The organism is Pseudonocardia sp. MH-G8 (genome assembly GCF_002262885.1).
Classification (GTDB): Bacteria; Actinomycetota; Actinomycetes; order Mycobacteriales; family Pseudonocardiaceae; genus Pseudonocardia.
Window position 1 is genome coordinate 42,455 of record NZ_NKYF01000015.1, and the last position, 14,438, is coordinate 56,892.

Sequence of the window (14,438 nt, forward strand, 5' to 3'; positions counted from 1 at the left end):
GCGGCCGGCCGCGGAACGAACCTGAGGTCCGTGGAGGAATCTAGGGACGGGCGGCCGTGCCTCGGTCCGCGTTCGCCCTCAGGACCCGGGCCTGGAGGGAGATCCCCCACCAAGACCGGCGCACGACGGTCAGGCGCCGGCGTCCGCGCGCGCGGCGGTGGTGCTGAGGAGCGGGCCGGTGGGCAACAGGTCGAGCAGGGCGCTCGGCAGCACCGTGACCGGGACACCCGAGTAGCCGAGGGCCTTGAGCGAGTCCTCGTCGGCGATCGGGTACCGGATCCCGGTGTCGGTGACCAGGAACGTCCCGGCCGCGGCGGCGCCCTGGTCGCGGGCGAGCACTCCGCCGCCGGTCGGGAACGACACCCGGTCGGCCGTGGTGCCGGCCTCGCGGGGCGCGGCGGGCACCGCGCCCGCATCGACCTCCGCCCCGCTGCGCAGTTCGATCGTGGTGGCCACCTCGTCGGAGCCGGGAGTGTGCCGGGCGCACGGCACAGCGCCGGCAGGCGGCACCGCGGCGGTCGGCGGACGGGCCGGCAGCCCCGTCCCCAGGTCCTCGCCCCGCGAGACCGGCACACCGGTGAGCGCGGCCGGACCGATCGGGATCGGGGCGGCTGCGCCCTGCGGGTAGGCCGGCGCAGTGCTGGGAGCGGCGAGCACGAGCGCGGCGGCGCTCTCGGACAAGGGGGTCACGCCGTCGAGGCGCAGCAGGTAGAGCTGCTCGTTCTCGAGCGCGGGGTTGCGCACCGCGAAGACCTGCCCCACCAGCGTCGACCGCCCCTCGATGACGGGTCCCGGCTGCCCCGCGCCCGTGGTCGCAGGCACCCCGAGGTCGCGCCCGGCGGGAACCGTGTCGAGCCAGCCCGCGGTGACGGGCACGGGCGCGATCGCGTCGTAGCCGAGGACGCGGACGGTCTGCGCGTCGGGGACGCGGTGGCGCCGCCCCTGCCAGAGCAGGTGCCGCACGCCGTCCGGGCTGGAGACCAGAAGGCCCCGGTCGTCACCGAGCGGACGGCCCGCCGGACGTCCGACGAGCAGGGCGATCGACAGCGCCTGCACACCGGTCTCCTCCGGCGGTCGGGCGCACACCGTCCAGGCCCCGGTGTCGAGCTTCCCGGCGGCGGGCACGCTGTCGGGGGCGCCGGGGATGCCGATCGGCCTACCGGTCGGGGCATCGGCGAGGGAGGCGGTCGAGACCCTGACGACCGGGGCGGGTGAGCCGCCGGCGAGCCGGGCGGAGGCATAGTTCAGCACCGGACGCAGCTGCCCCTCGAGGAAGAGGTAGCGCGCGCCGGTCTCCTTGGCGGCGATCACGGCCCCCGGCGTCCGCCAGGCGTTGTTGCCGCCGGGGACGAACAGGCCGTAGATCCCGAAGACGCCGGCGATGATCGCGGCGAGCAGCACGCCGAGGAAGATCCCCGTGCTCGCCCGGCGGTTGGGTTGCACCAGCGCGTCCGGTCGCCCGTGCGTCACGGCCGCCACCATGCGGCCGACGACGAAGAAGTAGGCCTGGACCTGGTCCCTGCGTGATTGCATTACTTCATCCGCCCAGCCCGCGCATCCAGGCGTAGGTGCCCAGAACGGCCAGTAGCAGCGGCACGAGTGCCACCGCGGTCAGCGACTCGAAGATGTCCACGGCGCGACCCCAGTAGGGCTGCAGCCGCCGTCCGGGCATGACGTCGACGAGCCAGAGCACGCCCGCGCCCACCGCGAGCACCGGCAGCAGCACGGCGAGCATCCGCACGGTGAGCGTCGTCGCGCCGCCCAGCGCGACGACGGCGCTCATCACCGCGACGGCCGCGGGCACGAGCATCGCCCACCGCGGCGCGGTGCCGTTGGGATGGCGTGACCGCAGCATCAGCAGCAGCGCCGTCACCAGCGCGAACACCGTCCCCCAACCGCCGGCGGTCGCCGCCGCGACGAGCAGCGGGACCTGGGCGGCGCCGAACCCGATGTGCAGGGCCGCGGTGTAGGCCACGATCACGACGCCGCGCTCGACGACGACCTCCTGCGGCACCGGTTCGATGTCCTCGCCGAGCTGCTCGGGCGAGGTCGGGAGCAGCGGCAGCACGAGCCCGGAGAGGCGGAAGGCCGCCGAGGGCACGAACAGCTGCGCGATGATCGTGAGGCACAGGACGACGGCTGCGGTCTCGGACGCCGACAGCGCAGCGAGCGAACCGATCAGGCCGGCGACGGCCAGCGTCGCCGTGGCCGTGAGCGCGCCGGTGAACAGCAGCGCCGAGTCCGCGACGACGACGACCCCGATCGCGAGGACCGCGACCGCCGCCGAACAGGCGACGGTGAGCACGGCGGTCGCCGCCAGGCCGGGGAGCAGGGCCCGGCACAGCAGCACCGCAGCGGTCACGACGTACGTCGTCGCCAGCCCGGCGAGCACCGTGCCGATCAGGGCGTCCGCGGCACCGCGGGCGACGAGCGCCGCCCCGGCGAGCAGCAGCACCGTGACGAGCAGGGCGACCCACCCGGTCAGCGCGCCGACGCCCGCGCCGCCCGCGGCGAGGACCGGCACCCCGAGCGCGATCAGCACGGTCGCTCCGGTGAGCAGCATCCAGCGCGTCCGCGCCGGTGTCCAGGCACCGGCCTGGCTCTGCACCTGCTCGCCGGCCCCGGCGACGATGTCGTCGTAGTCCAGCGGCGCGAGCTGCGCGTCGCGCGGGCGCAGGTGGATCGTCTCCCCGTCGTGCAGGTCGAGCTGTGCGGGTGTGAGCTCCTCGTCGAGAGGGGCTTCGCCCAGCCGCTGGACCACCCAGCCCTCGTGCTCCGCGGCTGCCTCCACCGCCTCCGCCCCGAACTGGGGCAGCACGGCGGGGAGGAGGTCGACCAGGGGGACCTCGGCGGGGACGGCGATGTCCACCGAGCGGTCGCCCAGGACGACGTGTAGCCGAGCCGACGTCCATGTGCGAGTCTGGGTCTGCTCCTCCGACACGCGTTCAGGTCCTTCCTGCCAGGGTCGAAGACCGTGAACCGATCCGGACCGTAGGTCCGCCGCCCTGCCGGGCCCCTTGCCGGCAGCCGGTCGACCTCGATCGTGGGAAGTTCACTCACCAAGGAGGAAGCGGCGTGAGTACGGTCCTGTTCGCCCGGCGGGCGCGGCGTCAGAAGCCCCCCGCGACGGAGGAGGACATCCAGCTCCAGGAGCCGCCCGCCATCCCGGAGGCCACCGGGGGCGGGCTCAGCTCGGTGCTGCTCTACGCGCCCATGGGACTCGGGGCGCTGGCGATGGTGCTGATGTTCGTGCGGCCCGGGTCCGGCCTCCTGAGCTACATCGGTGGCGGCCTCATGGTGCTCTCGGTCATCGGGATGATGATCGCGCAGCTGGTCCGGCAGTCGGTGGAGCACAAGCAGAAGCTGCACGGGCACCGCCGGGACTACATCCGCTACCTCGGCCAGCTGCGCCGGCGGGTGCGCAAGGGCCTGGCCGATCACCAGCGGTCCGTCCGGTGGACCCACCCGGACCCGCGGTCGCTGTGGTCGATCGCCCTGGGCTACCGGCTCTGGGAGCGCAGGCCCTCGCACGACGACTTCGGCGAGGTCCGGCTCGGCGTGGGTGCGCAACGCTCGGCGCTGCGGCTGCTCGCCCCGGACACCAAGCCCATCGAGGATCTCGAGCCGCTGGCCGCGCACGCCCTGCGACGCTTCCTGCGGGCGTACTCGACGCTGCCGGCCGCTCCGATCGCGGTCTACCTGCGCGGTTTCGCACGCGTCCAGCTGCGCCGCGCTCCGGACGAGACCCCGGTGCCCGACGAGCCCGACCCGGGTCCCGACGTGGACGACGAGCTCCCCTCCCCCGGACCCGAGCCCGAGCCGGTGGCCGACCCGCTCGACCCGACCGCGGAGGACGAGCCGGTGCTCGCGATCGTGCGGGCGATGCTCGCGCAGCTCGTCGCCGCGCACGGCCCGGGGGACGTCCGGATCGCCGTCGCCGCCACCGCCGAGCGCCGGGCGCGCTGGGACTGGTGCAAGTGGCTGCCCCACCACCTGGATCCCGACGTCCGCGACGGTGCCGGGGAGCTGCGGTTGGCGGCCGACTCCGTCGCACTGGCGGAGGAGCTCCTGGGCGGAGCGGCCTTCACGGGCCGCCCCCGATTCGAGGCGGGCAGCCCCGTGACGGCCTCCGAGCCGCTCGTCGTCATCGTGCTCGACGGGGTGGGCCTCGGTGAGGACCACCGGGTGGCCGACGAGGGCTACCGCAACACGGTCGTGCTCGACGTCGGCGGGTCGCTGCCCTGGACGGCGCGCGCGGACACGCTCTACCTGGAGGTCGGCCCCGAGCAGGCGAGCACCGTCACCTTCGACAGGCTCGGCAAGCCCCAGTCGCGCGCGCTGTGCCGCCCGGACCAGCTCGGGGAGCGGTCGGCCGCCGCGCTGGCCAGGACGATGTCGCGCTTCCGCATCGGCACGGCCACGGCGAACACGGACGAGCCGCTCGCAGCCGACTACGACCTGGCCGCGCTGCTCGGCATCGGCGACGTGCAGAGCTTCGACCCGGTGCGCTACCGCACGGATCGCCGCTCGGCGCGCCGCAGGCTGCGGGTCCCCATCGGCATCGCCGGGGCCGGGGGCCCGCTCGAGATCGACCTGAAGGAGTCCGCCGAGGACGGCATGGGCCCGCACGGCATGTGCGTCGGCGCCACGGGCTCGGGCAAGAGCGAGTTGCTGCGCACGCTGGTGCTCGCCCTCGCCACGACCCACTCGTCCGAGGAGCTCAACTTCGTGCTGGTCGACTTCAAGGGCGGCGCCGCCTTCCTCGGGTTCGACCGGTTGCCCCACACCTCGGCGGTGATCACCAACCTCGCCGACGAGCTCGAGCTCGTGGACCGCATGAAGGACGCCCTGACCGGCGAGCTCAACCGCCGCCAGGAGCACCTGCGCGCGGCGGGCAACTACGCCTCGCGCCGCGACTACGAGGCCGCGCGCGCCCAGGGCGCGGCGCTGGAGCCGATGCCGGCGCTGTTCGTCGTGGTCGACGAGTTCTCCGAGATGCTCTCCTCCAAGCCGGAGTTCATCGACGTCTTCGCCATGATCGGGCGGCTCGGGCGAAGCCTCGGCGTGCACATGCTGCTCGCCTCCCAGCGGCTCGACGAAGGCCGCATCTCCAAGGTCGAGACCCACCTGTCCTACCGCATCGGCCTGCGGACCTTCTCCCCCGGCGAGTCGCGCAGCGTCATCGGCGTCCCGGACGCCTACGAGCTGCCCACCAGCCCCGGCAACGGCTACCTGCGCCCGGACACCCAGACCCTCGTCCGGTTCAAGGGCGCCTACTCCTCGGCCCCCTACCGCCCGGCGCGCCGCCGGACCGGGCGCACCGAGGTCAGCCAGCAGGTCATCGGCTACGGCACCGACTACGTCGAGCCCCCGGCGACCCCCGAGCCGGACCCCGTGGAGGAGGAGCTGCTCCCCGCGGACAGCCGCCCGATGATCGACGTGCTGATCGAGCGGCTGGAGGGGATCGGGCCGCGCGCCCACCAGGTGTGGCTGCCGCCGCTGCGGCTCGCGCCGACGCTCGACCAGCTGCTCCCCCCGCTCGTCGACCACCCGGAGCTCGGGCTGCGGCCGGTCGGCGAGCTCGGCACGAACACGCTCTCGGTTCCGGTCGGCGTGCTCGACCTGCCCGGCCAGCAGCGGCGCGACCTGCTCACCGCGGACCTCGCGGGCGCGCGCGGCAACGTGGCGATCGTCGGCGGCCCGCAGAGCGGGAAGAGCACGCTGCTGCGGACGCTCATCGCGGGCCTGGCCCTCACCCACTCCGCCCGGGAGGTCCAGTTCTACTGCCTCGACTTCGGCGGGACGCTGAGCTCGCTCGCCGGGCTCCCCCACGTCGGCAGCGTCGCCGGCCGGCTCGACCGCGACCGCGTCACCCGCACCGTGCTCGAGGCGACCAACCTCCTCGCCCGGCGCGAGGCGCTCTTCGCCGAGCACGGCATCGACTCGATGTCCACCTACCGGCGGGCCCGCGCCGCCGGGCGCTTCCACGACGAGGACCCCTACGGCGACGTCTTCCTCGTCGTCGACGGCTGGTACACGGTGCGCCAGGACTTCGACGAGCTCGAGGACCGGTTCACCGAGCTGGCCGCGCGCGGTCTGAGCTTCGGCATCCACCTCGTCGTCGCGTCCAGCCGCTGGGCCGAGATGCGTCCGTGGCTGCGCGACGTGCTCGGCACCCGGTTCGAGCTGCGCCTGGGCGACCCGAGCGACTCGGAGGTCAACGGCCGCTTCGCCGCGACCGTCCCCCAGGTCCCCGGCCGCGGGATCACCCCGAACCGGCTGCACTTCCTCTCGGCGCTGCCACGCATCGACGGCGTGCAGGCCGCCTCCGACCTGGCCGACGCCACGGCCGAGCTGTCCGAGGCGCTCGCGGTGCCCGACGCGCCGGCGGCACCCCCGGTGCGGCTGCTGCCCGTCCAGCTCGCGGCCGCGGACCTGCCGGGCCCGCACGCGCCGAGCGCGACCGCAGAGGTGCGGATGGCGCTGGGCATCGAGGACGTCGGGCTCGACGTCCAGTGGCTCGACTTCGACGCCAGCCCGCACCTCATGGTGTTCGGTGACGCGGAGACCGGGAAGACCGGGCTGCTGCGCCACATCGCCCGCTCGGTGGCCGCGCACCACGGCCCCGGGGAGGCGAAGGTGATGTTCGGCGACGTCCGTCGCGAGCTCTACGACGCGATCCCGGAGGAGAACCAGATCGAGTACGCGGTGGGATCCGACGCACTGGCGCAGTCGATCTCCAACGCGGCCGCGGCCCTGAGCGCGCGCGTGCCGGGGCCCGACATCCCGCCGGGCCGGCTGCCCCTGCGCGACTGGTGGACCGGCGGCCGGCTCTACATCGTCATCGACGACTTCCAGCTCGTCGAGGGCGGGATGGGGGCGGGTCCGCTCGAACCGCTGCTGCCGTTGATCGCGCAGGGCGCCGACATCGGGCTGCACCTGATCGTCGCGCGCAGCACGGCCGGGGCGAGCCGCACGATGATGAACCCCGTGATGCGCCGGATGTGGGAGCTCGGCACCCCCGCCGTGCTCTTCTCCTGCCCGCGCGGCGAGGGCAGCTTCCTCGGCACGGTCAAACCACGCACCCTCCCGCCCGGGCGGGCGCAGTTCATCAACCGGCGCCGCGGCGTGCGGTTGGTGCAGACCCCGCTCGTCGGGACCGACTGAGAACATTCGCCCGAAGATCGCAGGTATCGGTTGTCCATTGCTGTGGCCGCAGCAATGGACAACCGATACTGCGGATCATGCGGCGGACGGAGGTGTGCGGCGAACGCGACGACCGGCCGGTCGGTCGGAGCCGACGCCCATCGTCGAGTTCGGACTTGCTCGTCTAGAAGTCGATGACCACCTTCCCGTGCACGTGGCGCCCTGCCTGGAGCTCGACCGCAGCGCGGATCTGCTCGACCGGAAAGCGTGCCGCGATCGGCAACCGGAGCCGACCCGCCGCAACCAGGCCGGCGATCTCCTCGACGGCGCCCGGGGCTGCGTCGGCGCCGTTCGCCGGCGTGATCCCGTCGACCTGAGCCGCGATGGTGGTGATGCGCTCGTCAGGCACGCCGAGTTCGCGTGCGGCCTGCACCGTGTCCGTCCCGTGCAGGTCCATGACCGCAGTGACGCCGGCGGGAGCCATCGCACGGACCCGACCGACCAGACCATCGCGTGCTCGACACGCTGCTCGCGATGGTCGAATCGGGCGAGATCGCGCATGCCCACACCCGGACCGAGCTGCTCGCGGCCATCGACGACATCCTCGAAGCCGGCCGCACGAGCGGGGAACTCCGCGCCGACGTCCCCGCCGAAGACATCGCTGCCGCTCTCATCGGCATCTTCACCGTCGCCGGCTCGCCCGAGCACGAAGCGATGGCGGCTCGCCTGCTGAACCTCCTGATGGACGGACTCCGGTCCTCCGATTGCGGCCACCCGGTTGACCGGGGGACGAGGTGATCGGCACGTCGGTCCGGGGAGGGACATCGCGCGGAGCACGGCGGCCGGGGGTCGTGGCCTCATGATCCGGAGTATCGGTTGTCCATTGCTGTCACCACGACCATGGGCAACCGATACTTCGGATCTTGCCCGTGGTGATCGGTGTGGGGCCGGGTTCAGTCCGTCGCCGGCTGCGGCGCCGCGGTCTCCTCGCGGCGCAGGGTCCGCGCCGGACGCCAGCCACGCCGGTGCGCCCTCCCTCCGAGGCGGGCCGACATCGAGACGACCCCGGCTGCCACGAACGCGCCACCGACGGCGAGCACCGCCGCCACGAGCGTCGGCAACCCGTCGGGCGCGGCCGGTGCGGGAGGTGCCAGCGCGGGCGCCGGCACGGGCGTCCCGCGCTCCTCGGGCAGCAGCGCCGACACCGCGGCCGCCGGGTCGACCACCCCCCAGCCGAGCTCGGGGTCGGGCAGCACGGCCGCCGGCGCGGTGGCCGTGGCCTTGAGCCGGTGCACGACCTGCTCGGCGGACAGCTCCGGGCGGTAGGCGCGCACGAGGGCCGCCGTGCCACTGACGAAGGGCGCTGCGTAGCTCGTGCCGCTGCCCTGCCAGTGACCCGGCCCGCCCGGGCCTACGCTCGCGACGTCCACGCCGGGCGCGACCAGGGACAGGTGCGGCCCGGTCCGGGAGAAGGTGGCGCGCTCCCCCGCGGCGTCGACGGCGCCGACGGCGAGGACCGACGGGTACGCGGACGGGTAGCTCTCCCTCTCGTCCTCGCGGGTCCCGTTCGCCATCGAGGCGACGACGACCACGTCCCGGTCGGCGGCGTAGGCGACGGCGGCCGTCAGCTCCGGGGTGGGTTTCGAGGTGCTCGCCGACACGTTGACCACCTCCGCACCCCGGTCGACGGCGGCGCGGATGCCCGCGGCGAGACCGCTGGGGCCGACCTCGTCGGAGTCCTCGCTGCGGGTGACCCGGATCGGCAGCACCGTCACCCCGGGGGCGACGCCGGCGAAGCCGGTGTCGGGACGGGGGGTGGCGGCGATGATCCCGGCGACGAACGTCCCGTGCCCCACGCAGTCCGAGTCCGCCGGGCCGCCGGTGACCACGTCGACCCCGCGCAGGACCCGGCCCCGCAGCTGCGGCACGGTCGCGTCCACCCCGGAGTCGACGACGGCGACGAGGACACCGTCGCCCTCGGTGAGCGGCCAGGACCGCTGAGGCTGCAGTTGCCGCTGGGCCCACGGGACGTCGGCGCTGACCGCCGGAGGGGCCGGCAGGCACTGCGGAGCGGGCTGTTGCGCGGGCAGTGGCGCGGGCAGTGGCCGGGCGGCTGCCGCCGGGGCCGACGCCAGCGTCGCGACGAGCGCCACGGCGACCGCCGCACCTGCGGCTCGCCAGGTCCCGGTCACCGCGCCGCGTCCGCGACGGCGGCGGCCGTGGAGCCGTTCCGGCCCGTGGCGCGGGGCCCGGCCGCGGCGTCGTCGAGGCCGACCAGGGGGATCCGGCGCGTCAGCCGGGCCACGACGGCGGGCTCGGAGACGACGCGGACCGCCGTACGGCGCCGCCCGGCGAGCGCGCGTTCGAGCCGTCCCAATGCGACGCGGTCGCGCACGTCGAGCTCCTCGGCCGTGCTCGGGTCCTCGTCGGGGGACAGCTCCCGCAGCAGCAGCGCGATCCGCGGCGCCGCGAGCTCCCCGTCGGCGAGGGCGTCCTCCCGGGTGCGCATGCCGAGGGTGCGGTACCGCGAACCGGCGGGGAACACGGCCTCGGCGACCGGCCCGCCGCCGACCAGCTCCGCGGTGCGCCGCGCCGTCGCCGGCATGATCAGCACGTCGTAACGGGCGTCGGCCACGGTGACGTCGAGGTCGGCGCTCGCGGTGAGGAAGCCCGGCTCACCCAGGAGCCGGCCGGGGGCGCCCTGCTCGGGACCGACCTCCTCGACCCCCTGGCGCAGCACCGGACGCCGGTGCACGGGCAGCCTGCGCAGACCGGAGACGAGGCACGGGAGGTGCCCGTCGACGACCCCCTCGCGGCCACGACGTACGGCGTCGTCGACGACCGACGCGCGCGTCCCCTCCCGACCGTCGAGGTAGAGGCACACCGCAGCGAGGTCCGCCTTGGCCCTCCCCTCGTCGCCGCCGCGCAACGCCGGCCAGGTCGCCATCGCCGCGTTCACGGTGGCGAGCGCTTCGGTGAACTGCTCCCCGGACGCGGCGGCGAACCGGGTGCGCTCCGCCGCGGTGCTGTCGCGGTCCACCACCTGCAGGGCGGTATCGGGGACGCGTTCCTCCGACACCGGCGCCGCGGGCTCAGGGTCGGGCTCCGGTACGTCGGGAGCCGCGGTCGCCGCCGCGACGGGTTCGGTGACCGGTCCCGGGCCGCTCGTGCTCGTCGGTACCGGGCTGGGCGACGGGGGCAGGGCCGGTCCCGGCACCGCTGCCGTCTCCGGCACCGGCACCGGCTCCGACACCGGCTCCGACACCGGCAGCGGCTCGGGCGCCGGGCTGCGGCGCGCCTCCGCGTTCTCCTCGGGGTCGGCCAGCGGCCGGCCGGAGGTGCGGACGTGGGCCGCGGCGCGGCGGGCGGGCGTCAGCCCGTCGAGCAGGCCGGTCGCCGCCCTGGTGAGCACCGGGTCGACGAGCTCGCCGGGCCGTCCGATCTCGAGGGTCCAGCCGGTGGGGTCGAACCGGCGCTCGCGGCTCGGCGGCGGAGCCGGCCAGCGGGTCAGGACCAGGCCGCTCGCCACCACGTGCGCCCGGACCCCGTTCGCGCCCGGCGCCTCGGGTGCGTACGCCGCCGGGCCGGCCGACGCCCAGCCCGGCGGGGGCGCGGCGGCGGTGACCACCTCCTGGCCGCCGCCTGCGCGTACCCGCACCGTCGTGGGGAACGGGTCGAACAACTCGCGCTGCGCCGCGCCGAGCACGACCGTCCTCACCTCGCCGTCCGCGGCGACGAGCGACGGGGCCGGGGCGACCAGCGGCGAGCCGCCGGCGGCGGCCTGCAGCGCATCGAGCCACCGCGGTTCTGCAGCGCCGCGGGCCAGCGCGACGACGACCGGGGCACGGTCACCGGGCAGGTCGGCGAGCAGGGCCGCGACCGACTCGGGCGCGGGGCACGGCTCGTCCACGATGATCCGGACCGCGTGCTCGTCGCCGACGACGTGGAAGGCGAGGTCGCCCGACCCCACGGGCGGGGTACCGCCCCCGCGCACCACGACGCCCGCCATGACGGGCGACACGGTCGCCTCGGGCGCGGTGAGGACGCCGTCCGGCATCCCGTGCTCCCACGCCCGCGGCGGGAACCGCCACCTGTCAGGCTCCGGTCCGGCCCCTGCGGCGCTGCGCCACCACCCGCGGTCGCCGACGTCACCGCAGGCGAACACCGCGGACCCGGACGCGAAAGCGAGGCGGCCGATCGGCGCCAGCACGTCGAGGCCGCTCTCCCGGGCGAGCGCGGCGACCAGGTCGGGACGGACGGCGAGGCCCTCGACCCCCAACCAGATCTCCGTGACGGCACCGGCCGTGCGGCCCTCGTCGCGCGCCACCGCGCGGAGTGCGTCGTAGACCGTGCGCGGGCCGAACCGGCGGGCGGCGTCGCGGGCCAGCAGCACGAACCGCCGACCCGGCAGCTCCGGCAGGCGCGCCAGGAATGCGCGTTCTCGCACGGGTTCCTGCTCACCGCGGAGAACCAGGTGCCGTCCCACGGCCTCGGGCACAGGCCCGCCCGATCCCGCTTCCGGCATCACCAACCAGCCCTTCCGTGCGACCGAGCCGGTCAGATCGCCCCGACGCGGAAGGCGTGGGCCACCGCGTGGGCCCGGTTGCGCAGACCGAGGCGTTCCTTGACCGCGAAGACGATCGACTTGATGGTGCGCTCGGAGTAGTTCAGCTCGCGTGCGACGTCGGCGGTCTCCAGGCCCGCGGCGAACAGCCGGAGGATCTCCGTCTCGCGCGCCGTCAGGCCGGCCGCGTTCACGCCGACCGCCGCGAGCCGCGCGTCCAGCGTGCGGACCTGGTCGAGCAGCCACCCCACGGTGCTCGACGGCAGCTCGGCGTCGCCCGCCCGAGCCTTGACGAGGGCCGCGACCACGTCGTCCCAGCTCGTCGTGCCGCGCGGGAGCACGGCACACAGGCCGCGACCCACCGCCCACCACAGGTGCCGCTCGGCCATCTCGTCGACCACGAGCACCAGCCGCGGGGTCGCCCCCGGGCGCGGAGCGACGAGATCGGCGAGCGTGGCCTCGATACTCTCGCGCAACGCCTGGTCGACCGTGCTGCTGAAGACCAGCAGCGCGTCTGCCACCCCGGCATCCACGTCGACCTCCGCGCGTCCGCGGAGGTAGGCGTTGGCGCCGTCGGCGAGTACCGGATCGGCGCACAGGACCCTGGTGGCGACCGGTGCCGACCTCACGGGCACGGGGAGGTCCGGGAACCGGCCCGCAGCCGCGTTCCTCGTCGTCCGACCGCCCACGCTCGCCGTCATCCGACCTCTCCTCTTCCGATGTCGGGATGGACCGAGATGGTGCCTGTGCGGGCGTCGGTCGTTCCCCGGCGATCGGATGTGTGCGGCAGGTGGAGGGAGATCCCCCACCAGCCCCGGCCGCTTCGACCTCTTCGCGAGGGTTCCCCCCACCATCCGGCTCACCGCAGGCACGCCGACCAGAAGCACTGGGGAACCTCGGTCACGATCGGATTCGCGATACCACCGATCCGTCGGGGTCCGGCGCAGGGATGCGTGGAGACCCGTGGACGAGGCGAGGCGGGTCATACCCCCGACCACCGACTCCCACGACCCGTCGACGGAGATCCGACCTCGGGTCCGGGCTCATCACGCTCATACTTGCCGGGAGATCTCGCTCATGCCCATGTCCCTGACCGTGATCGCCACCGCGGCACTCGCGGCCGCCCCCGTCCTCGTCTCCCCCGCGCTACCGCTGCCCGCCGTGCACCCGATCGAGGTGCGCCAGCCCAGCAGCTCGATCAACACGAGTCACGCGGTTCAGCAGGACCCCCCGACGGGTGACGACGACGAGTCGAGCGACGAGTCGAGCAGCGACAGCTCGGACGACAGCTCGGAGAACTCCGGCGACGACGAGTCCGGCGCGGGCAGCAACGACGACACCGGCAACAACGACACCGGAAACGACGACACCGGCGCCGGCGACTCGACCCGCCCCGCACCGGGGGCCGGCGACTGGCGGGCAGAAGCCGCGAAGCTCGCCGCCGTGCTGGAGCGGAGCGAGGACCCGGAGGCGCTCGAGCTCGCCGACCAACTCGCCGCCCTCGGCATCACCGCCGGTGGTCGGTCCGGTCCGACGGCGAGCGGGGGGCGGAACGGACGCCAGAACGCCGAGCGGGATGACCACGGTGGACGCAGAGCGGCCGAGGCCCCGGCACAGTTGCTGGACGTGACGGACTGGAAGCTCACGCTCCCCGGCGGAGCGGAAGGGGATCCGACCGAGATCCTGCCCTCGGAGCTGCGGTCCTTCGTCGAGGACGGGATCTTCCACCTCACCCCCGAGGGCGACGGCGTGGTCTTCCGCGCCGAAGTCGGCGGCGCGACCACCAAGAACAGCAACTACCCGCGCAGTGAGCTGCGGGAGATGGCCGGCGGGGAAGAAGAAGCGTCCTGGTCCAACACCTCCGGCAGCCACACGCTCGAGGTGCGGCAGGCCATCACCGAGACGCCCCCGACCAAGCCTCACGTGGTCGCTGCGCAGATCCACGACGGCAGTGACGACGTCCTGCAGATCCGGCTCGAGGGCACGACCCTCGCCGTGCAGTACAACGACGGCAACGACCAGGTCGTCATCGACCCCGACTACCAGCTCGGCACGCCGTACGACCTGCGGATCGTCGCCGCTGACAACCGCGTCCTCGTCTATTACAACGGCGGGCAGGCCGCCGAGCTGCCGCTGCACGGGTCCAGCTGGTACTTCAAGGTCGGCGCCTACACCCAGTCGAACCCGGAGAAGGGTGACGAGCCCGGCGCCGCCGGTGAGGTCGTCGTCTACGACCTCGCGCTCGACCACGGCGAAGCGCCGCGATGACCCGCCACCTGCCGCACCTCCCCACACCACACCGGATTCCATTGCAGCACAATCCGCTGTTCAGGAACTATTCGCGCGCCCAACTCTGCTCGTTAATGGACGTGCAGTAATACGAGGCGCCACTCTCACCGAGTCCGACGACGCTGTGACACAAATGACGCGGTGACATCGATGCAGCTCACGGCGAGTGTCTTCGACCGAACGGAGCGTGTCGTCGCGTCCGGGCGGCCCACGCAGTTGCACCAATAGCTCGCCGCAGTTAAAGTCTCAATCGGTTCGAGCGATAAAGCTGGCGCGTATGCCGGTCCCATCGCCGAGGCGAACCGACTGGCCGACAATTGCGCGCGAGCCGTGCGTGCACACATCAGCCGTATCCGAGAAAGTGGGCGATCTCATGTCTGCGAAAAACTCGACGTGGAGCGCTTCTTCGCGGTGACCCTGCGGGCGGCCAACGGCCGCC

The 14,438-nt window shown here is 74.2% G+C and carries 8 protein-coding genes and 1 pseudogene; 3 read left to right on the top strand and 6 right to left on the bottom strand.

The window, feature by feature from the left end; genetic code table 11:
• Window positions 1-129: 129 nt before the first annotated feature.
• Window positions 130-1,533, bottom strand: coding sequence for a type VII secretion protein EccB (gene eccB, locus CFP66_RS28130; RefSeq protein ID WP_094928217.1), 1,404 nt, complete (start codon window positions 1,531-1,533; stop codon window positions 130-132).
• A gap of 4 nt (window positions 1,534-1,537) precedes the next feature.
• Window positions 1,538-2,941 (bottom strand): type VII secretion integral membrane protein EccD, encoded by a 1,404-nt coding sequence (gene eccD / locus CFP66_RS28135; RefSeq protein WP_094928343.1) that lies wholly within the window; start codon window positions 2,939-2,941, stop codon window positions 1,538-1,540.
• Window positions 2,942-3,075: 134 nt separating this feature from the next.
• Between eccD and eccCa the strand changes: the two genes are divergently transcribed.
• Entirely contained in the window at window positions 3,076-7,167 is a 4,092-nt protein-coding gene (gene eccCa, locus CFP66_RS28140; protein ID WP_233159778.1) for a type VII secretion protein EccCa, read from the top strand.
• A gap of 163 nt (window positions 7,168-7,330) precedes the next feature.
• Here the strand turns inward: eccCa and CFP66_RS28145 are convergent.
• Window positions 7,331-7,657 (bottom strand): annotated as a pseudogene (locus CFP66_RS28145) (zinc-binding dehydrogenase); the annotation flags it as partial.
• A 2-nt stretch (window positions 7,658-7,659) separates the two neighbouring features.
• Here CFP66_RS28145 and CFP66_RS28150 point away from each other — a divergent pair.
• Window positions 7,660-7,944 carry a hypothetical protein gene (locus CFP66_RS28150; protein ID WP_233159779.1) on the top strand — a complete coding sequence of 95 codons (285 nt, stop codon included), beginning with the start codon at window positions 7,660-7,662 and terminating at the stop codon, window positions 7,942-7,944.
• Window positions 7,945-8,099: 155 nt separating this feature from the next.
• Here CFP66_RS28150 and mycP read toward each other — a convergent pair whose 3' ends face one another.
• From mycP to CFP66_RS28165, 3 genes are all read right to left on the bottom strand, one after another.
• On the bottom strand, window positions 8,100-9,338 hold the full coding sequence (mycP, locus tag CFP66_RS28155) for a type VII secretion-associated serine protease mycosin (RefSeq protein WP_094928219.1): 1,239 nt from the start codon (window positions 9,336-9,338) through the stop codon (window positions 8,100-8,102).
• Window positions 9,335-11,593: a hypothetical protein gene (locus CFP66_RS48060; protein WP_158228242.1), complete on the bottom strand. Its 2,259-nt coding sequence runs from the start codon at window positions 11,591-11,593 to the stop codon at window positions 9,335-9,337. The genes mycP and CFP66_RS48060 overlap by 4 nt, the downstream gene beginning before the upstream one ends.
• Before the next feature lie 110 nt (window positions 11,594-11,703).
• Complete coding sequence (locus CFP66_RS28165; protein WP_143517407.1) at window positions 11,704-12,411, bottom strand: LuxR C-terminal-related transcriptional regulator; 708 nt, start codon at window positions 12,409-12,411, stop codon at window positions 11,704-11,706.
• Between the two features lie 382 nt (window positions 12,412-12,793).
• Here CFP66_RS28165 and CFP66_RS28170 point away from each other — a divergent pair, with 382 nt between their 5' ends.
• Window positions 12,794-13,978 carry a polysaccharide lyase family 7 protein gene (locus CFP66_RS28170; protein ID WP_094928344.1) on the top strand — a complete coding sequence of 395 codons (1,185 nt, stop codon included), beginning with the start codon at window positions 12,794-12,796 and terminating at the stop codon, window positions 13,976-13,978.
• The last annotated feature ends 460 nt before the right edge of the window (window positions 13,979-14,438 follow it).

Coding starts and splice junctions, on each gene's coding strand:
- CFP66_RS28170 (WP_094928344.1), top strand. CDS start 12,794: ATGTCCCTGACCGTGATCGCCACCGCGGCACTCGCGGCCGCCCCCGTC.
- eccB (WP_094928217.1), bottom strand. CDS start 1,533: ATGCAATCACGCAGGGACCAGGTCCAGGCCTACTTCTTCGTCGTCGGC.
- CFP66_RS28165 (WP_143517407.1), bottom strand. CDS start 12,411: ATGACGGCGAGCGTGGGCGGTCGGACGACGAGGAACGCGGCTGCGGGC.